This is a genomic window from Anabaena sphaerica FACHB-251 (assembly GCF_014696825.1).
Classification (GTDB): domain Bacteria; phylum Cyanobacteriota; class Cyanobacteriia; order Cyanobacteriales; family Nostocaceae; genus RDYJ01.
Genome location: NZ_JACJQU010000002.1, coordinates 637,846 through 659,881, shown reverse-complemented (window position 1 = coordinate 659,881; position 22,036 = coordinate 637,846). Strand labels below are relative to the sequence as shown.

The window sequence follows — 22,036 nt, the reverse complement described above, 5'->3', positions numbered from 1 at the left end:
CAGTAGATTTGCATTTAGATATGGGGAAGAAGCAGGGGGTATGTTTTATCCCCCCTCATTCTTTTTTCTGTGTATAGTTACACAGGCACAATCTGCACTTTAACTTTCACCCTTTCGCTGGTTTTGGGTAAGGTGACGGTTAAAGCTTCAGCATCGAAGTTGCTGTAAGGTTCGCCGTCGATTTCACACTTACCAATTTTCACACTTCCAGGAGGTAAAATATCTGGTGATACTCTGAGAATATTGTCAGGGAATCCACCGGGAATAGGCTTAAAGTAGAAGTCCATTGGCTGTTTGGTAATTAGCAAGTTGGTATAAACTGCTGCCAAATAGCACAACTCGAAGGAGTGATAACCACTCATGGAGTGAGAGCCTTTACCCCGTTCGTTGCCTCCAGCTAGATAAGGAATACCATTAGCCAGAACGTTAAAGTAAATGCCACCTTCTTCTAAATCTAGGAACCAAGCATTATAAAATGCTGCTGATTCACGAGCCAAACGGTGATATTCTTTGTTATTGAGAATGCCTGCTAGAATCTGGTAGGCTAAAATTGCTTGTTCTTGTTGCCACCAAGCTTTGCGATCGTGCCAAACAAAGCGGTAATGCTCTTCACCTTCAGCTAGAGTGCGTTCTACAACGTCGTACCAACCGCCACGTTGTTGATCACTACCCACATCTGGCATGATATCAGCAATTTTCTTAGCTAGATTGACATAGCCATCCTTAGGTTTGAGGCTTTGCATCCGCATTAAGTTCCAGGCAATCTTGAGGTTATGACCAACTACAGCGCGATTTTGCTGCCAAGCCCAAGTTGTATCATGAGACCAGTCTTGGAAAAACCGTTCTTGTACAAATGGACTATTTTCGTAATCAGGGAAACGTTTTTCGATGGTGTCGAAGGTATACTCCAACATATCTGCATATTCTTGTTTACCTGTAGCTAACCAGAGGTTAATCAGGTAAGCTGGGGCATGATCACCGACGGAGTTCCAGTTTTTTGTTCCCTTATTATGTCCCAATGACTCGCTCAGGGGATCTAAAGTTAAGGGATCGATGTGGGAGAAATATCCGCCATGTTCGCCTTTATCGAGGAAAAACTCGTTAAAAAGCTTAATTGTTTTTTCGGTGTCATCCATAATTCGGGGATCACCAGTACAACGATAGGTTTGGATGGGACCTGCTAGGGCATAAATTTGTTCATAAGCCGGGATAGCGTAATAATCATCCCCAAATTCGGAAGCAAAGATTTTATCTTCTTTTTCTCCCTGAACGTCGATCCCGTGATACCAGTAGACAATTCCTTCGTCTAAGTCTACAAACCTCATGTGTTCCCGCAGGTACTCAGTACCTCTTTCAGCGGCTTTGAGGAAGCTATCATTACCAGTCATCAAGAATGCAGTAGCAAAACCATAGACTAGACGGGAAACAGTATCGGTTTCTTGGCGGAAATTGATGCTTGACTGTATACCACTCAAATTGAGAGTAGTGCGATAGTTGCGGTAGTCGTATTCACCTTCGCCAAATTGGGCTTTGAGGTAAAATTTACCTAAAGCATTGACCTGTTTTACCCACCAGTCTTGTTTCTCGAAAACGTAATCGTTTTTCTGACGACCGGCAAAAACTATCTGTTTCGCATCGAAGATATCTTTATCTGGATAAAATACCCCATAGGTAAATAAATACCTTCCGGGTAATAGCATGGCTCTCATGCTGGCAGTTGCATCAGGATAGCCTTCGTCAAAGTTTTGAATTAACTTAGCATAGGCCATAGGGCTGATTTTAACTTGAAACTCTCTGCCATCAGAAGTTTTCAGTCCAAAGGTATCGCTATTACCGTCATATTCAGTAACGTATCCAGCGATGAGATCAGAAAAGGTAAAATCTACCTTTGTGGTCATAATATTTCCTCGTTTTGGTAAGAATTGATTGACTCTAATTTCCTAAGGAAAGGATGTATGGCAATTACTAATTTTTCTCTATTTCTTTGACAAAAGTTTCCATGAATTGGTCTACCATTCCTGGATGCTTGCCTGTAATCAGATTACCATCAATGACTAAATCAGTAGTGACATCACCTTCATAGATAACGTCTGCCCCGGCATTTTCGACATCACAGATAATGTTATGAGCGCAGGTTACTTTTTTGCCTTTAATTAAGTCTGGGTCTGCACAGAATAGCCACAAACTATGGCAAATAGTACCTAATTTTACATTGTCTGTATTTGCAGCTTTTCGGAGAAAAACAACTGCGGGAGCTTGATTTTTTTCACCTTTTTTAACATTGACTTGATATCTTAACCTATCCATTGCATAGGCTCCGATACAAATAATGCCTTTATAGTCACTGGGTTCTATATCTTTAACTTCTGTGCTGACAGTGACATGATATTCTACTTGATCATTTTCGGGATTGGAACCAAAGTGTAATTCTTTATTACCCCACAGATGAGAAATGTACTCTACTTCATAACCCTGTTCAGGAAAATATTCATTAAAACGGCGGAATTCTGTGCCGTCGAAATGTTCTTCGATGAGTACGCCGATTTTACCTTTTGACTCAGTTGCCATATTTTCTTAAATCCTTGCTTATTACTGGTAGTAATAGAATCTACCTAAATGATTTTTGCAGTCCCATCTCAACTGAGGATGAATCTAGGAAAGTTTATCTAGATTTACTCAAACTCCAGCATCTTTACGACTAAGTTTTTCCGATAATGCACAATTAATACCTTGTTTGTCATTCAACTAGAGTAATTGCAACCACACGACCAATGTTCAAATTTTAACTATTACCAAGAAGTTTTTTCGGGGTTGCATAAATGGGGAATGAATTGGCGATCGCATCAGTTTAAAATTTGTTCACCATTGGGCAAAATCATCCCATGATTTAGCAACTCCGATTTTCCTAGTTGAGTGATGTGAAGTCAGAGAATAGTAATCTTTGATTCCTCTTATACAGTCTGTTCCACAATTTCATAAATGTGAATATCTGGTGGAACGGTTTTGAATATCTCAGGTGCTTTTCCTAGAGAATTCCTGGCAAAATTCTCGTAGTCTTCACGCGTTTTCCATTGTGTATAGTTAATAACCCGCATTCCATCTAGACTCCGGTGTAGGGTAGATGAAATGAAACCAGGCTGATACTTCACCTGTGAGCCACCATAAGTCATGATATTATCCAGCAGATGCTGTTGTTGTGATGGATCTACTGAAAAGACAACCATCACTGTAGTTACATCCTTGTTCGGCTCAAGGGTTACAGTTTTATCACCCGCTTCATTCCAAGGAGACATATCTGCATAAACTCGCCATTCACTGACCTTATTGCCCCGCATCCGATAGATATCGCAACAGGCTACTGTCACGTGTTTCTTGCTGCCTACCATTTCATATTTAGCATCCATTTCAATGGTGATGATGTCTGGTTCTATCCAAATTTTCCGAGCATCATGACCATAAAACTTAGCTGTAGTTTTAAAGGTGTGTTTAAAGAAGTCTACAACTGCGTTTGGTCCATACATTGGCGCACCTGAACCAACTTTATAAAATAGATCATCTGTCAGGTAAGTTTTGACTTTTTCCCAATCTTCAGCCATGATTGCTGCTGATAGTTCACCAACTACTGCTAATTGTGCTGATGGCATTTCCGTATTACCCTCTATAGACCATTTGGGACCAGCAATTGACCATTTAGGAATAAATCCTTGGGCTACTCTTTGTTTACCTTCAGGATGTTCGGCAAAATGTCTTCTCATTGTGCCGGGAGGAAGCATTTGCTGTCCTTTGCTGACTGTCAGCACAGACGCGGATTCAGGAACGGGAATTGAGGGATCAAATACAGGATTTACATCCATGAAAATCCGCAGTTCACTGAATTTATCCCCTTCAACTCGGAAGATATCAAAACAAGGAAGTGAAACAACTGAACCATCTTTGCGCCAGTATGTCACATCCATTTCTACGAATACCGCATCTCCTTCTTCCCAGATCATTTTGATCTCGTGATACACCGCATCAATTTGACTAAAGAAAGCATCGGCTGATTTTTTGATCGATTCTTTATCTAAACAGACATCAAAGTTACCAAATTGATAAACTGGTGTGTCGGTAAAGAAAGTAATGAAACCTGCGGAATCAAAAGCTTCTCCTCTGGAAAACAGGCGTTTTACTAAGTCTGTATTAGTTCCAGAAATGCTTTCTGTTTCGGCATGATCAGGTGATCCTTGTGCCATCAACTCACCCATCATTGACTGCACAACTTGGCCAAAAACTATATGAACTTTACCAAGTGCTGAAGCCAATTCTTCTTTGCTTAATTCATAGCCATTTTCCCTAGCAATCTTCACAAACTGTTCAGCTGTGTCAGCAGAATGCAGTTGCTGTTGTAGATTGGGTTTATCAAAAGCTGCGTGTAACAGGTCGATTACTTTATGTGACATAACTATTCTCCTAACTAAATTATTTCAGTTCAGTTTTGCCACGGGGTCATATCTGCATAAACCCGCCATTCACTTACCTTATTGCCGCGCATCCGATAGATATCGCAACAAGCTACTACCACGTGTTTCTTGCTGCCTACCATTTCATATTTAGCATCCATTTCAATGGTGATGATGTCTGGTTCTATCCAAATTTTTCGGGCATCATGACCATAAAACTTAGCTGTAGTTTTAAAGGTGTGTTTAAAGAAGTCTACAACTGCGTTTGGTCCATACATTGGCTCACCTGAACCAACTTTATAAAATAGGTCATCTGTCAGGTAAGTTTTGACTTTTTCCCAATCTTCAGCCATGATTGCTGCTGATAGTTCACCAACTACTGTTAACTGTGCTGAGGAAGCGGGGGTATTTTCAGCACCGATAGGCCATTTTGGTCCAGCAATTGACCATTTGGGAACAAATCCTTGGGATACTCTTTCTTTACCTTCAGGATGTTCGGCAAAATGTCTCCTCATGGTGTCGGGAGGAAGCATTTTTTGTCCTTTGCTAACTGTCAACACAGAAGCAGATTGAGGCACGAAAATTTTGGGGTTAAATACAGGATTTACATCCATGAAAATCCGCAATTCGCTGAATTTATCCCCTTGGACTCGGAAGATGTCACTGCAAGGAAGTGATATAACTGAGCCATCTTTACGCCAATAGAGGACATCCATTTCTACGAAGACGACATTTCCGACTTCCCAGATCATTTTGATTTCGTGATACACCGCATCAATTTGACTGAAGAAAGCATCGGCTGATTTTTTAATGGCTTCTTTATCTAAACAGACATCAAAGTTACCAAATTGATAAACTGGTGTGTCGGTAAAGAAAGTAATGAAACCTTCGGAATCAAAAGCTTCTCCTCTGGAGAATAATCTTTTTACTAAGTCTGTATTGGTTCCGGGGAATTTTTTGGACATGGAGATAGTTCCATTATTGGTTGCTTTTAAATTGCCAGAGTTGTGATTTTGCGTCTGGGCAATTTGAGGATGTTTTCCGTTTCCTGTGTGATTGAAGTTGGTAACTATTGCTTCTGGAAAGGTGAATGTAGTGCCGTTGGCCTGGTTATATTCCTGCATTCCTTGTTGGAAGCTGGTTTTAACTTTACGGGTAACTTGGTTAAATTCCAATTGTTCCCCATTTGGTCCTTTGCAGTAGAACAAAGACCAACCTTCCATTGGATCGTGACTCCAATCTATTTCTGGTTCTCCGGCAGCTAAATCTTCTGGTTCATTCCAAAATTTAAAAGAATTATATCTGAGGGCAACTGCTCTTCTTTCAGCTTCGGATTTGACGTTAACAACTCGGTTACAAACGACGTTTGTCATTCCCCGCTTGTGACATTCTGCTTCTAACATATTGGCAAAAACATTCAAATCAACGCCTTCTTTAACGTTGAAAGAAATGTGCATGGCATTGACTTTGCCAATTTGGGAAGCACTATTAGGAACTGAAGCATAAGGAGCGTTAGGTTTACCCGCTTCGCGAAAGTAAATTAGTTCTACAGCTGTGTTACCAAAGGAAATAAACTTGACATCTAATGCGTCTTCTTTGGCACTTCTGAGATGGGGAATAGGCAGGGTTTGCGGATCAATACCTTTAGCGATCGCATCCAATTCTTCTTGTTGAAAAAGAGTATTTTGAATGACATCACCGACTAACTCATTTTCACCAACAACTAATTTTCCTCCCAAGACTTCTGTGTAAAATTCGAGGGATTGGTTCATGTCATGAACTGTAACACCGACGTGTTGAACGCCTTGCAACAAATGACCTAAACCAGAAGTAGTTAAGGCGCTATTTTTTAGCTCAGTTTGACCATTGTGTATTAAACCTTTTTCATGAGTTTGACTACCAACCATCAACGCCACAATGTCATTTTGGATTTGATTGGTAGCACCAATTTTATTAATCAATTCTGCTACTTTGGCACTACGTTGACCAGCAAGGGTAATCTGACCATCGTAAACAAAAGTATAAGTTGTTTTTTCGGGAAAGGGTTTGATCTGTTTAATGTATTTAGCTGCGTCTTTTATGGCTGCTAAATATTCAGAAGATGCAAAAAACTTTTCTCTTTCTAGATGATTAGCAAAGGCAATTTCATAAGCTGCTTGATATTGCTTTTCTGCTGGTTCATAATGACTCACTCCTGCGGCATCTGGACGAGAATTATCTACTTCTTCAAATAAATGTAGTCGGAATTTGAGGACGGAATCACTACTGCTAACTAGGGGGGCAAAAGTTTCGGTTAAATAACTACGAAAAGCTTCTATACTTGCGCCATTGGCTTTTTTCACCATGACGTGAAATTTGATTGCGCCGGTTTCGCCGTTGGGATCACCGGTAGGGATTTTATCTACATAAGTAATAGAATTCCCAGGACTGCTCACATAACCGATGGCTTTACGGAACAAGTTATGCTCATCATCCATCAAAATAGCAGAGGCTGTAAACCATGTCTGACGGTCTGCAACACTTGCAAATGTTAACTCAGCAATGCTATCAAAGTTATCTTCTGAGTCAGTTGTGTAGTCTAAGCCGGGAATCTGCGGACAAAACCCACCTTGGTTGTGATTTACCCGAAATTGCCAATATTGATATTGTCCAGGTAATCTGGCACAAACGGGTCCGTGTACGTTTTTCCAATATTTATCAAAAAGCTCTTCTGCGATTCCTGGTCTTTTCCACAGGAGTACATAAAAAGCGACTTTTCCTTTTTGATCCCGTGCTGAATAATCGGCTGTGGTTGCCTTTTGATTCGTTGTCAGCATTTCTGCTATCCTTGGTGTGCTATTGGCATGATCAAAAATCAAATTCAGGGTAGCAAAGCAAGCCGCGACTTTATTAAATCCCGCATAAACACAGAGGAACAACAGCAGTTCTTCAATTTCTGCGCGGGTTGCGCCTTGCTGGAGAGCCATATTGACATGGGCAGCGAAGGGGTTGCCAGGACCTCTATGATCCTGATTAACAACATCAATAGCGATGGTAATCAGAGCCTTAGTTTTTTGGTCAATTAACGGCAAACCCCAAGCTTCACCTGCTACCCGAATGACAAAATCACCAAACTTGGGATTAATTTGTTTTAGACCCTTTTGAAGTTCAGGGTCATCCAGAACCGCGTTTTTGTACACTCGCTCCTGTTCCATTATTAAGCGGTGGTGATCAAGGTCAATAATTCCTGAGCCGCAAAAACATCACGATAGAAAGTTAGTTGTTCAGTCTTCAAATAGCAAGCACCACGATGACCACGACGCACCCAAGTTACATTTCCTTTGGCGAGAGTTTCGTTGGTTTCATCATCCACACACTTCCATTCAAAGTATGTATGTTCACCAAAAAACATGACAATAGGCCAGCACATTGTCACTCCTGGTTGAGCAATTAAAGCCCACCAATGTTTTTCTCTTTCTTTTTGTTGTTCTAAGCCTTGGTATGGTCCATCCTGACAAAAATAAACTAGATCATCACGATATTCTCCAGTTAAAATATCGCCTCTTCCTTGTCTTAAGGCTTCGCAATGGGTAGGCCACCAATCTCTGTTTTCTTGTTCAATTTGTGCCAGGGTATAGTAAGGACCAATTTCTGGGAGTTTTGGTTCTTTCATGGCCACAATTCTTTCTGCATCCTCGATCAGTTTTTTCGCTACGTAAGGAGTAACTAAACCGGGGCGAGAATAATCAGCGGATAAACCAGCATAATAATTAGTTCTCTTTCTCGTTGCTTTTGGCTGGCTTTGTCCGTTTTGGGAAGAGGAAAATCCGTTGGTTTGTTGATTGTAAAGAGTTTGATTTAGCATGAGAGATTCTATATCTTCTTGAAGTTGATTAACTGCGCCAATTTCTGTGATCAGTTCTGCTACTGAGGAACTCCGTTTACCAGCGAGTGTCATCTGACCATCGTAAACAAATGTATAAGCTGTTCTTTCGGGAAATGGTTGGATTTGTTTAATATATTTAGCTGCGTCTTTTACTGCTGCTAAATATTCGGAAGATGCAAAAAACTTTTCTCTTTCTAGATGATTAGCAAAGGCAATTTCATAAGCTGCATGATATTGCTTTTCTGCTGGTTCATAATGACCAACTCCTGCTGCATCTGGTCGAGAATTATCTACTTCTTCAAATAAATGTAGTCGGAATTTGAGGACGGAATCACTACTGCTAACTAAGGGAGCAAAAGTTTCTGTTAAATAACGACGAAAAGCTTCTGTACTTGCGCCATTGGCTTTTTTCACCATGACGTGAAATTTGATTGCGCCAGTTTCACCGTTGGGATCACCGATGGAGATTCTATCTATGTATGTAATAGAATTACCGGGACTGCTGTTGTAACCGATGGCTTTACGGAATAAGTTGTGTTCATCATCCATCAGAATGGCGGAAGCCGTAAACCATGTCTGACGATCTGCAACACTTGCAAATGTTAACTCTGCGATGCCATCGAAGTTATCTTCTGAGTCCCAGGTGTAGTCTAAGCCGGGAATCTCTGGACAAAAGCCACCTTGGTTATGAGCTACATGAAATTGCCAGTATTGATACTGCCCTGGTAATCTAGCACAAACTGGTCCGTGTACGTCTCTCCAATAGTCGTCAAAAATTTCTAGAGAGATTCCTTGTCTTTTCCACAGCAGTACATAAAAGGCTACTTTTCCTTTTTGATCCCGTGCTGAATAATCAGTTTTGATTGCGTTATTAATTACTGAAAGCATTATTGCTGTCCTTTTTCCACCATGACTTAATTTTGGTTGATGTTACTTTGATGAAAATAAAGGCTCAAACCTGAGAACAATCAAGGTTTTTAAATCAAGCGATCGCCTATCTTTCCACAGGTTTATTTCCTACTATCTAGATAGATGTAGAAGTTTTGAAGAAGATTATTCAGCGACAAGGTTCAACTTGTTTAACACACTTGTCTCAAACTTACAATAAGTTGGTGTGTCTGTTTCTTGAGGTCAATATTTGTGATTGCTATATTAACGCCTACAGTTGCAGACAACTTATTATTATGGCAAAACAGAAGTTGATTTTTCCTCAAATCTCCGTATTTCCGTACCTCAGTAATTTCACTTTCCTCAACTACAAATCGAGAGTAGTGGATTCCGGAATCAGGCTGGAGATTATTTTCCCAGTATTTCGTTTAGAGCGCCAAAACAACCTGCGACTTTATTGAACCCTGCGTAAGCACAAAGGAACAATAATAATTCTTCGATTTCTTCAGTAGTTGCTCCCTGTTTGAGAGCCATACTGACGTGAGCGCCAAAGGGGCTTCCTGGTCCTGCTTGTCCTTGGTTGACTACATCAACAGCAATTGTGATCAGGGCTTTGGTTTTTTGGTCAATTAATGGTAGTCCCCAAGCTTCACCTGCTACTCGCGTGACAAAATCACCAAATTTGGGATTTATCTGTTTTAAACTTTCTTGAAGTTCTAAATCATCTAAAACTGCATTTTCATACTTCATAGCTTGATTTTTCCCTCATTATCTTGGTAGCTATCAACTATGTAACCGTAGAAAGTTAAAATTAGCCTTCCGTAGTCAGAAATCAAGATTTTTTAGCCCCCCATCAAGATTTCTACTTCTGGATTTTAATTTTATTTTCAACTCAGGTGCTACTAACCTCTAGCCAATATACAACATAAACTAGCAATATTATAATTGCATTGCCTCAATATTTATATTTCCTCCCATACAATGGCATGAACCCATTTTCCCTGACTGGGATTTTAATAACTTTTTACATATTCAAAAACTCAAGTTTGAATACCTAAACCCAATACACATATTTGGGATTTAATGTCAATGCTGCGTAAGTATTAGTTAATTATTATCCATTAAACTTGGGACTAAATTAAGTTAGGACTCAATAGACATCTCCGGAAAATAACTCACATCTTGCACCAGGCGACTGGAAGTCACGGCTATACATACAAAACCCCCCGGCGTGGGTTTCAAACCCTTGATTTTCCGTGAGTCCGTGCAGACGGACTTAGTTTGTATAGCAGTATCTTTCTAATCACCTGGGCTTGGTGCAAGATGTAAGATAATGTAGAGCCGAGAATCCCTACCCATGGAACGTCTCTACAAGGGTTCTAGGATACGCATATTTCATTTCTGGAGATGTCTAATTAAGATTGTTTTCAGAAAACTTGCAGATTGCTAAAAAGGCTCAGATTAGTATTGGCACTTTTTACCTATACAGCAGATTGCAGATCAATGAGGTACAGAATCTAAATTGAAAACTATACACAAAGCTAGTTTTACTCCTGACTCCTGCTGTAATTTGGTTGATATTGCTTGATTAGCTAAAAACTGAAGGTTGTTCTCACCCCACCAATAACAATGTCTTCATTGTCAGCGTCTTGATTAGGCGCTGTAATCCAGGTAACAGAAGGAGTAATTGAGATATTGTCTGTAAGCTGATGCCTGTAATATGCTTCAATGTGTAATGATGTATCCTTTTTGAATTGCGAGTAAGGTAGTTTAGTTCTGACATCTGTGAGGGTAGGTTCCATACCAACGATTAAACCCCCCTGATTCCCTTGTTTAAACAAATCGGGAAAAGCTGCCTGAACCGAATAAGTCCAGATATCAGCATCTCCTTTACCGAGTAGCCTAGCTTGGATTAAGTTAGCCCAACCACCAATTAGCACTTTGGGAGTGATGGCGAAGTAGCCACCAACCTGATAAGCATTGGTACTAACGGCAGAATCATCAGCAAATAAAACACCAGCATCATCAAAACGATTTGCTAAGGCAGTACCGACAAAACCATTACCTCTAAAACTTTGACCGCTATTAAAGCCAAAATTACCAGGGTTAAAATAACCGTGCTGATATAAAAATTGCAAGAAAAGTCCAGGATTGGGATTATAGTTAATTTGTCCAGAAGCAATATAATCTCCGTTAAATAAACCTCCGGCGTTGGAATCGTTGCCAAGAGGTGATAAATAAGTCAAAGTTAGTACAGTAGAGTCTACAATTTTATAACTGGCTGAAATACCTGTACCAGCCCCTACAAGATAAATGGGAGGTGCTTCAGCAAAAGCACTGGCTGGACCACGACCAATACTATAATAAGGTGCAAATCGAGAAAGTAAAACCGGACTAAAACGATAGCGATTGGCAGCAACGACATCTATAACTAGATTTTCACCGATGGGAAATTGATATTCTAAACCTAGTATTCTGAAACTGCCGCCACTATCGCCAGATCCAGTGGCATCGCTGGAACCTTCTCTAGTAGAACCAACTTCTCTGCCATTGTTGGTGCTGGCAAGATTAGGAAATTCACTGCTGGTAGAGCCTAGCGCGGTTAGCAACAGATCTTTCCCAGTGAAGCTAGTCAGCAACCCCAGGAAGAGGCTGTATTGCATATTCGCTTGAGGATTACCGTCACCGGAAAAATAGGTATTAGTTTGAACTCTTAAATTACCAAGTAATTTAGTGGTGGTAGAAAACTGATTTTCCCTTATTTCGGTGGTTTTAGCCTCTAATGTATCAACACGACCACGGAGAGTTGCTAGTTCAGCGGAGAAATCTTTTTCTAACCGCTGCAAAGAAACCAAATCTGGTTGAGAGACAATATTCTTTGTCGCTGTGGATATTAATTCATTGATGCGATTTAAACAAGCATTTAAGCCTGCGGCCAATTCATAACGAGTAATAGCACGATTACCTCGGAATGTGCCATTGGGATAACCCGCAATACAGCCATAGCGTTCAACGAGGGATTGTAAAGCTTGAAAAGCCCAGTCTGTGGGTTGGACATCAGAAAACTGAGCGACACTATTAATCTGTGCCATACTTTCATCGGCGCTACTGTTATTTTGATCTGGATTAGGGGTAACAGTAGAGGAATTATCTAGCAGATGATCAATTGAACTGGTTGGGGTAGTTGATTCCGATATTGATGAATTATCTGTCAATACTACCTGAGCAGAAGCAATACTACTTATTAATGTTGAAGTAGCGATCGCCCCCACGATTACCATTGGACTGGCGAGTAATTTTATTAATGCCAACATTTGCTTAATCTCACACCACGTATTAAAAACAATTTTTATACTTTAAAGTTTTATCTACCCTAAGTACATACTGAAGAACTCAGAATTTAGGAGGGGAAACTGACGTTAACCCCTCCTAAATTAAAACAGGCTTTTAACTCACATTGACATTGATTTGCACAATGACATCATTGTAATCTCTGTCACTTTGACCATTTGGTAAATCTTCAAAGCCGAAGATGTTATTGCCTAGTAGACGAATATGATCCGCCTGACCGGGGTTAGCTCCTAAGAATGGGAAGTAAACTGCGGGAATGTTGGTAGAATTGCCTAAAACTGCCTCTGGTGTGCCATTAGCAATAATAAATGGTGCAAAGATTGAACCTTTAGCGAAGGTTCCTTGATAGGTTGCTTGCCCTTGGTTGCTGACAGTTAGACGGATATCTCGCAGGTATAAGTTAACAGCGGCTTGGAGATAACCTGCATCACCGGGGGCAAAATCGGCTTGACCATCATTGTTGATGTCGATTTTCCCTTCTGCATCTAAGATGGGATAAAAACCGACAAAGTTGTTAAATGCTGCTTCTCTGTAAACTTTAAACTCTGCCTGGACATTAGTGGTAGCCGATCTAAAATCAAGAATTTCTCCGGCAAAGCCACCTTGCAGACTCGTACCCTGAAATGAGGTTTCGCTGGTGGCTTTAATTTTGACTTTAAAGTTGCTGTTGCCCGATTTATCCTTCCACTTCAGGGAAAATTCGCCCCCAGTTAAAGCGTCAATTTCTTGGTATGTTTCGGAAAAGAACACTTCTGTTTTAGAGGTGAATCCAGATGATACAGCGTCTAAAGTGCTGTTGTTAACCAACAAGAATCTTACTCTCTCACCAGAATCAAATTCTATAAGGCTGGACACATCAGTGTTATTAAAGCCTGTGGGCAAATTGGCAATAGTTGAGAAAATGACTTTGGCACGTGCTAAAGCTGCTTCAGTGTAACCAGATGCCCCCGGAGCTATACCGTTAATATTGCCATCATCACCATCAACAAAAAATACCGCCATTTCATTGACTGAAATGGAACTGCGTTCTTCCATGGAGACTTTTAATTTGACTTTGCCGTTGCTGCCACCTTTGAGGGTGAAAATATCCTTGTCATTGATCCTGGTTACTTGAGGAATTGACTGGAAACTGGCTGTAGCAAAAGTATCTGATTCAGGTTTATTTTCTGCTCCCAGGTGAATAATTTCATACTCACCATTTTTTCTCCGGGTAAACAGAACTGGTTCACCCTTGGGTAAGTCGGGAAGGTCAGCAAAAGTTCCCAGAATTTCTTGAGTGTTACCAGCGGAGGTTAATGAGACATCAAGACGCAGTTCTTCTTCATCAGAGCTACTTTCATGATCTTCACCATGACTTCCACCCATATAGGTGAATACCTGAATCTGTTCATAACCATCAGGTTTATTACCCTTAGCAATTGTAGTCAGGTTGGCATTATTGGTTTGAACAGGGAAGTTATTTGGCTCATCTGGTCTTTGGAGAACATAACCAGATGTGACATCTACCTCACCAGTGTAGTTAGGACCGTAGGCTTGGAAAGATTGAGATAGCAGTGCTGTGTCATGGGCGGTGTCTTTGCCAACTAAACTGCCTTTTTCCTGAATTAAGATCCCGTCATAGACTTCCACTAAGCCGCGTCCACCACGGCCCTGTCCGACAATGATGTCGTCATAGTTATCACCGTTGATATCACCAACTGCCAGGTTGATTTTACCCTTGAAGTCTTCGTGATGAAAGGCGCTAATGCGGCTCATCAGCTGAAAATCTTTACCGCTGTAAATCTCAATTATGGGCGCGATACCACCACCTAAACCCACGACGACATCTGCAAAGCCGTCACCATTAATGTCACCGGATGCGACTGAGGCAATTTGGTCTTTGGATGCAGTGATATTTTGGAAAGGATTGAATTCTGTAATTAAGAGGGCGGCGTTTTCTGCATCTGTAATTTCGTCTGCCCCTGCTTCTTGCTTGTGAATTAGTGATTCACCATCAAATACTTTAACGGTGAATTTATCATTAGCATTTTGTACAGATCGCTGGATGGTGATGATGTCAGTAACGTTATCAGTAACGTTCTTGTTTTCATCTGTATCAAGGGTTTTGTAATTGACATCAGCGATCGCCAGATCAATTCCTGCTTTGAAGTTTTTACCATAGGGGTTGAGATTGATGCCTTCTTCATAGTTGCTGGCTCTAAACAACTCTATTTGTCCTTTAGCATCCTCATCAACCCCCAGACCTAACCAAGTATCTTCTGTGTTGAGAATAACTCTGAGAACTGCCATCATGCCTGCATCTTCATGGAACAGAATGTGACAATGATTGACATAGCTGCCAGGAAAATCCTCAAAACTCATGACGATTTTGACTTCTGATGCCTTCAGTTTGGCTAAGTCATCGGGATTGGCCGGATTTGCTCGGATACCGTAGGGATTTTCTGGGGTAGCGGTTCCGTCTACATAAGCTGGTGGTAGGGTCACGGTGTCACCTAAGACACCGGCTAGGTAGGTTTGATCAATATCTTCTACATCAAATCCATTAATTGATAAAACGGCAAAGTCATTTTGATGGATGTGGAATGGATGCCATTCTGATAACGGAATATTGGGTAGGGGAATATCAGTACCTGGTATGGTCTTGCCATCAAAATCAGCATTTGGCAATCCTGATCTATTGATAATATTCCAAATTTCCTTTGTTCCCAGCATGGGCATTGCCAATGGGGGCATACTTTCACCGGGCTTTGTGGAAAAATATTCCCCGTTGATGGTATATGTGCCTTCAAAGGTTTTTACTTGGGTATCACGAGGAAAATTGCCAGCCAGGAGCGCACCACCTATATTTGCATCCCATCTAAAAGTCCTCACCCGATTTACATCACCGTTTTTAGCTGCTTCTATGATTTCATTAATCTCTTGGCTTTCTTCTTCTAAAATGTCATAGACTTCAGGGAACGGCGGTAAAACTTCTATTGGATCACCTGTGACTTCCACAGTGGCTAAAACCTGCGATCCCCAAATTAGGTGTCCATCATTGAAACCTTTCCCATCACCAATTAAAACGGAGACATCTTCTTCATTGAGAATTTCTTCTGTCCCGTTGGAAAGAAAGTAGTATTTACCAGGCTTAGTAAAGGCGTGTTGGATGGCGACTCTAGCACCTGGACTGAGAACTGGAAACTCAGTTATTTCTCTTCTGGAACTTTCTACGATACCGCTGGCGTTACCATCAATAGCGACCAAGGTAACTTGTTCAGGGGTAAGATGACCATTTTCATCTTCATGTACCAACTGTACGAGGTGAAATGAGTTGATACTCATGTTGGCGAAGTTGAAGAGACTCCATTTGCCAGTTTCAACCTCTAATGTTGGGTTGTATTGTCCATTCACGGTGTGAATGACGTTTTCTACTGGTTCTAATAAAGCTCCTCCACCATATTCAAATGTATTAGCAGCAGGATTTCCAGTTGGGTTTTCTGGATCATAAAATACAGGTTTAGCGTTGTAACCTCCAAACACTGCATCAGAAAGTTCATAAGCCCCATTTGTTAGTTGCAAGGGTGTACCAGCTGGAACTTTTATTCCGTCTGGACTCTGATTTAAAGGATCATCATCGCTGGCATTTCTTAGTTGTTGCTGTATTCCAAAGGTATTAAGAGACAGGGTATAGATTGGCTCTTTTGTGATATCAAATTTGTCTAAATCTGGTAGGTCGTGTGGAGGGTTAATTGCTATCAGTCCACCTAAACCGGAAGCTACTTGTTCACTAGTCACTCCGTGTAGGTGGGGATGATACCAGTCATATCCAAGAGAGTGATTATCGGGTAATTTGATTGATATTTCTCTAGTATCTCCAGAGTCAACGCTAACAAGAACGTTATCTCCTGCTCCTAATGGTGAGACGTGTAGTCCATGTGTATGTAGGTTGGTTGGTTGTTCGGGCGCAGATGGAGCAGATGAGCCTGGTTGTAAATTATTTATGAGGGTAATTTTGAGTGTGTCGCCAGGATCTGCAACTAGCAATGGTCCTGGTATTAAACCATTGTAAGCCCTCAGAAATTCATAAGCTGTTTGCTCGTCATTTAACCAGGGAATGAAACCATCACCTGCTCGTATGATACCAAATCCATCAATCTCAATCTCGCTTAGATACTGCATATCTAAGGTGACTTCTAATTCTTGATCAGGTCCCCAACTAGAATAATAAACGCCTCCTTGACCTTCTGATTTATAGGCACCATTTTGATGATCTAGTTGCCACTGTTTCAGAGGATCTTTGAAAATTACTTTCTCTTCAGGATGAGGTAAAACTTTTAAGTAACCTGATGCTTCATAACCCTCACTCCACGCTTGAAAATTTTCAGCACCAATAATGTATGCATTCTGTAAAGTCATGATAAAAATGCCTCCAAGGTCACAGAAATTACTTGAAAATATTATTTGAGTGTCTGCTTATTCTGCTGCTAAATACTCGTTTTTCAGCCCCATATTTTTCTTAATTAGAGGACTGAATCATAATTCACTGTTGCATTAATCGAGAAAACCGTCTCCAACTTTTTTGCGCGTCAAAACTCTTCATGTCAAACTGAAATTCAATATTATGTCTTCAGTTAGAGACGAGAAAATTAAGCCAGCATTGTTTGAAGGTATGAATATAATTCATGTGAATTTTTATTTCTCATGTAGTTTATGCCGGTTCTATTAAAGATGATACAGCAACTGGTGTCAAATATTGTGTCATTTTTTTAACATTAAATTAAATAAATGTAAAAATATGAGTTATGGTAAGAATATAAGGTCAAGCCTAAATTATCTTCTTTTTGAGTCAATTATGTGGTGCAATTGACTATTTTCTCAATATCCAGCCCTAGTGATGAAAGATAGATTTTTTAAGAAAAAATCTCCTAGAACTCCTAAAATAGTTCTCGGTTAGTAGTTGTTAGTACCTGAACAGATGAAAAAAGGTTTGTGGCAACCGCCTAGATTACGCATTGGTGAGGAGCATGAAGAAAGACGTGCGACTTGGCTCGAACTTTTCTATGATCTGGTATTTGTAGTTGCGATCGCGGAATTATCTCACAATCTGAGTAAGGATGTTTCGCTGGGGGGATTTGTTGGTTTTGTTGCCCTGTTTATACCGATATGGTGGTGTTGGATAGGTGCTACTTTTTATGCTACATTATTTGATACTGATGATCTTGGCGATCGCTTGCTAACTCTACTGCAAATGTCGATTATTATCGCTTTGACGGTAAATTTGCATCATGGTCTCAGTACATCTTCTCATGGATTTGCTATTTCATACATAGCTGCTCGCTGTGTTCTCATACTGCAATACTTGATTGCTGGACACCATGTACCAGAAGCCCGTCCCTTAACGAATTGGTATATCAGAGGTTTTAGTATTGGTGCGGCATTTTGGTTAGTTTCGCTGTTTGTACCAATTCCCTGGCGTTTTGGATTTTGGACATTAGGTTTGATTGTCGAATTTATTACTCCGCTAGGTACAGGTGATTTAGCAGTTAAGCTCCCACCAAATATGTCTCATGTTCCAGAACGGATGGGACTATTTACAATCATTGTTTTAGGTGAATCAATGGCCGCAGTAGTCAGGGGTGTAGCCGGAAAGCAATGGGATACCTCATCAGTGTTAACTGCTGTGTTAGGTGTAAGTATAGCGTTTAGCTTCTGGTGGCTATATTTCGATAGCGTCGATGTTTCACCACTAGAAATGATGAAGGCAGGTAGAATTAAAATCTTTCTGACTTGGCTTTATTCTCACCTCCTGCTGGCTATAGGTTTAGCAGCAATAGGGGTAGGGGTTGAACATATAATTGCTAACAGTGGAGTTAATGTTTTACCAAAAAATGAACGTTGGCTTTTTTGCGGTGCGGTAGCACTGTGTTTAATGATTTTAGCTGTAATTAACTTCACTACTTGCGTTTTAGATAAAATGCACAAAGGGAGAATTTTGAGTGCTTATCGTCTGGGAGCAGGAAGTTTTATTTTATTCTTAGCTATCGCAGGGAATAATTTATCTCCTGTGGGTTTAATTACTCTTGTTGCTTGCGCTTGTATAGTCACAGTGGCTCTAGATTTATTAACAAAAAGTCAGGTTTCTCTGAGTTCTTAGATGACTAAAAGAGACTGGGGACTCAATACTGTTCGGTTAAGGATTTTAGTAGGTTGGGTTGAACAAAGTGAAACCCAACAAACCCTTGTAAATGTTGGGTTATGCCTTCGGCACACTGCGTGTATGCTTACAGCACGCTTTGGGAACACGTAGTGTCCCGAAGGGATACGTTCCATTGCTCCGCGAACGTTCACGTTCCACAACCCAACCTACGTGATTTCACTTTTTTGAGCTTAACCGACAAGTATTGACTGGGGACTGGGTACTGGAGAGAGCCTAAGCCCCAGACCCCACCGTAAATTCTTGACTATGTGAATATGAAAATTCAAAAACTTGTCTACACTCTACAAAGCCGCAAAAACCGTCTTTTTTGGCATCAGGTAAAAAACCTGGTTGATAACCATACAGCCACATTTTATTTTTGATTGTTTCTGGTAACGTTGATAATTGTTCATAATTGGCATGAACAGGAGTTTGATAGCTTGATGTTTCACAATCATGAAAAATTATATCTGCCTGCTCATATATTTCCCTATTTTGCTCGAAACATAATTGGGTATCTGTAGATAAAAATATCTTCACGCCTGCTAATGTAAAAAATAAACCATAGCTTGGCATCAAATAAAAGCCGTTATTAACATGAGTAACTCTGATGAGATTAAACTGGATTTCTTGCCAAATAAAATAACCTTGACGACCAATTTTATACTGCTCAAAAAAAGTATCTATAGTGGCGATATCGCCATCAAGAGACCTCAGTCCACCCGATAAAGTTCTATCCCACAAATTGCTAGACACATCTTTGCTTAAATAAAGATTTGGCTTTTTACATCTAGGGTCAAATAATGTACTAAAGGCAATATATTCAAGTCCTCCCACATGATCAGAATGCAGATGACTAATATAAATATCGGTGATATCAAGATAGGATAAACCAGCCGCATTGAGAGAAAATCTAATATCTGTACCACAATCAATTAATAGTTTATGGTTTTGATCAGTCATTAAGAGTATATTAGACTGAAAATTATTGGCACCAACCGTAAAAGCTGAACCAGAACCTAAAAAAATCAAACTTGTCATTTTGCTATTATTATGTAGTAGTTGGATTTCGATGTCAGAGATTATTGGGAATTTTGAGCATTAATTTGTTCAATTAAAATATTAAATTTATTGATTATTTCTGGAGATTTGACAGTAAAGCGAATGCAAAAATGACCTATCTGGGCAGGCTTTTCTAAGACCTTAGCATACATAGCTCCGGTTTCTTCTAGTTGATTTTGGGTGGATAGATTAAGTTTGATATTGGTCAGGCAAGATGGTGGAGATTGGATTTCTTCAGCCAAACAAATTTCTGCTTCATAGGTTGAAAGTCTGACTAAAATTCCTTTGAAAGATGAACTACCGATATCTTTACCATCTACAATTGCGTATTCAATGGGAATGGGTTCAAGAAGAGTGCATAATTCTTCGTGATGTTGAGATAGAAAAAGATTGTATTCGCCAGTGATACCAGCTATTTTATAGACGTTAATTGGTTCTTGAACACCTTTTGGTGTGACTTGAATTTGACGGTCAACTGCTACTATTGACTTTACTTCGTTAAAAGTTGATTCAGAAATAATAATTTCGCCGCCTGTCGTGTAACCTTCGATGCGGTAAGTTAAATTTACTTGACTGCCAACAATGCCATACTTGGTGCGTTTTTCGGAGCCAATATTACCGACTACCACAACGCCTGTATTAATACCGATACCCATTTCTAGCGGTGGTAAGCCCCACTCTTTCATTTGGTTATTAACTTTGACCATAGCTAACTGCATGGCGACACCGCAAGCGACAGCCCTAACTGCATCGTCTTCTCTAGCAGTAGGAGCGCCAAAGAGAACTAAAATACCATCTCCCATGAATTCATCAATGGTTCCCTGATATTTAGTAATCTCATCTGCCATACATTCGAGGTAAAAGTTGAGAATTTTAACTACTTCTTCTGGTTGTAATCTTTCCGATGTGGCGGTGAATCCTCTTAAGTCGGAGGTAAAGATGGTAATTTGCCGCCGTTCACCACCGAGTTTTAAGCCTTCTGGGCTTTCTAATAAAGTGGCGACGACTTCATCTGTTAAGTAACGCCCAAATACCTTGCGGATATCTCCAGCAGAGCGAGCAATATAAGCTGTGATAGCTATTACTGATCCTGTGAGTGCTAAAAATGGTGGGACTGCTGGTAGCCACCAACCCCACAGGAAAGCTAGATAGGTGCTACCCAGTAAAGCCCCTCCTGCTAGTATGACAGCGGCTATCCTCTGATAGCCGAGCAGGTCTTGAAATCGCAAGTGCCAGGTCAGGGTTGCGCCGACTCCACTCCAGATTAGTATCCATAGCCACTCTTCGGGTTCTGACCAAGTTTTAAACAGAGGTCGATTTTCTAAGGCAGCACTAATAATTTGGCTAGTGATATGGGCGTGAATTTCTACCCCTGTCATAGGTGCTGGGAGGGTGAGAAGTTCGCTGCTGTGGGGCGTGAAAAATGAGTCTTTAAAACCTTCTCCTACATACCCAATCAAGATGATGCGATCGCGCCCCCAATTTGCTGGTACTTTGTTTTCCAGAATATCTGTCATGGAAACGGTTTCAAAGGAATGGTTTTTTCCTCGGTAGTTAATTAATATCTGGTAACCACGAGAATCAGCACGGACATAGCCACCATCATTGCTTTGAAATGGAATAAATTTTGCTTTCCCTAACCGGAAATCTTTGCTGGCGAAAATTCCTTTTTTTTCCAGATAATGCAAAGCTAAATGCAAGCTGAAACTGTAGACAGTTTCTCCCTTTTTAGGGTTCACGTACATTAAGCCGCGTCGCACTTTGTTATCTGCATCAACCATCAGGTCATTTGCACCAACTTGACCCAAAGATTTGAGTACCGGGGGTGCAGCTACTTTTTCGTACCTGCTTTTTCCAACTACTTTCTCGATACCTACCAGATTAGGGGTAGATTTAAAGACCTGTACTAATTCTTGATTACCTGGTTCTACAGGTAAATTACGATACACATCTAGACCAATGGCTATCGGTTGTTTAGCTTTTAGTTTGTTGAGTAACTTCGCTAAAACTTGATCTGTAATGGTTGCCTGTTTGAGATTATCCAAGTCTATTTCATCAATGCCGACGATAACAATCCGTTTGTCACGGGATTCTTGGGGTCGCCAACGCATATATTGATCAAAAACCCCCCATTCCCAGGGCTGCAATAAACCAGCAGTACGGATGACAATGATTGCTAATGTGATGATAGGAGTGGTAATCCACAAACCGCGCCCTTGCCAAAGAAAATGTTTCAGCTTGTCCGCATTCATC

The 22,036-nt window shown here is 40.5% G+C and carries 11 protein-coding genes; 1 reads left to right on the top strand and 10 read right to left on the bottom strand.

The annotated features are described in order from the left end of the window. Positions 1 to 77 precede the first annotated feature (77 nt). The 8 genes from H6G06_RS06550 to H6G06_RS06500 all read right to left on the bottom strand — a co-directional run bounded on the left by H6G06_RS06550 (position 78) and on the right by H6G06_RS06500 (position 16,941). Complete coding sequence (locus tag H6G06_RS06550; RefSeq protein WP_190558222.1) at positions 78 to 1,898, bottom strand: AGE family epimerase/isomerase; 1,821 nt, start codon at positions 1,896 to 1,898, stop codon at positions 78 to 80. A gap of 67 nt (positions 1,899 to 1,965) precedes the next feature. Beyond that, complete coding sequence (locus tag H6G06_RS06545) at positions 1,966 to 2,568, bottom strand: DJ-1/PfpI family protein (protein WP_190558220.1); 603 nt, start codon at positions 2,566 to 2,568, stop codon at positions 1,966 to 1,968. A 383-nt stretch (positions 2,569 to 2,951) separates the two neighbouring features. Continuing rightward, positions 2,952 to 4,439 carry a nuclear transport factor 2 family protein gene (locus tag H6G06_RS06540; protein ID WP_190558218.1) on the bottom strand — a complete coding sequence of 496 codons (1,488 nt, stop codon included), beginning with the start codon at positions 4,437 to 4,439 and terminating at the stop codon, positions 2,952 to 2,954. 29 nt (positions 4,440 to 4,468) lie between these two features. Further along, positions 4,469 to 7,633, bottom strand: a complete 3,165-nt coding sequence (locus H6G06_RS27240) for a nuclear transport factor 2 family protein (RefSeq protein WP_242039603.1) — start codon at positions 7,631 to 7,633, stop codon at positions 4,469 to 4,471. A gap of 2 nt (positions 7,634 to 7,635) precedes the next feature. Then, positions 7,636 to 9,192, bottom strand: coding sequence for an EthD domain-containing protein (locus H6G06_RS06515; protein ID WP_190558216.1), 1,557 nt, complete (start codon positions 9,190 to 9,192; stop codon positions 7,636 to 7,638). Positions 9,193 to 9,600: 408 nt separating this feature from the next. Beyond that, entirely contained in the window at positions 9,601 to 9,942 is a 342-nt protein-coding gene (locus H6G06_RS06510; RefSeq protein WP_190558214.1) for a carboxymuconolactone decarboxylase family protein, read from the bottom strand. An 842-nt stretch (positions 9,943 to 10,784) separates the two neighbouring features. Then, the gene (locus H6G06_RS06505; RefSeq protein WP_190558212.1) at positions 10,785 to 12,506 is read right to left on the bottom strand and encodes an iron uptake porin; all 1,722 of its coding nucleotides are present in this window, start codon (positions 12,504 to 12,506) and stop codon (positions 10,785 to 10,787) included. A gap of 133 nt (positions 12,507 to 12,639) precedes the next feature. Then, positions 12,640 to 16,941, bottom strand: a complete 4,302-nt coding sequence (locus H6G06_RS06500) for a DUF4114 domain-containing protein (protein ID WP_190558210.1) — start codon at positions 16,939 to 16,941, stop codon at positions 12,640 to 12,642. 559 nt (positions 16,942 to 17,500) lie between these two features. Here H6G06_RS06500 and H6G06_RS06495 point away from each other — a divergent pair. After that, on the top strand, positions 17,501 to 18,679 hold the full coding sequence (locus tag H6G06_RS06495; RefSeq protein WP_190558208.1) for a low temperature requirement protein A: 1,179 nt from the start codon (positions 17,501 to 17,503) through the stop codon (positions 18,677 to 18,679). A 276-nt stretch (positions 18,680 to 18,955) separates the two neighbouring features. On the opposite strand, the gene H6G06_RS06490 is transcribed toward H6G06_RS06495, so the two are convergent. Both H6G06_RS06490 and H6G06_RS06485 read right to left on the bottom strand, forming a co-directional pair. Then, positions 18,956 to 19,762 (bottom strand): MBL fold metallo-hydrolase, encoded by an 807-nt coding sequence (locus H6G06_RS06490; protein ID WP_190558206.1) that lies wholly within the window; start codon positions 19,760 to 19,762, stop codon positions 18,956 to 18,958. Between the two features lie 41 nt (positions 19,763 to 19,803). Beyond that, the gene (locus H6G06_RS06485) at positions 19,804 to 22,035 is read right to left on the bottom strand and encodes a CHASE2 domain-containing protein (protein ID WP_190558204.1); all 2,232 of its coding nucleotides are present in this window, start codon (positions 22,033 to 22,035) and stop codon (positions 19,804 to 19,806) included. Position 22,036: the final 1 nt, after the last annotated feature.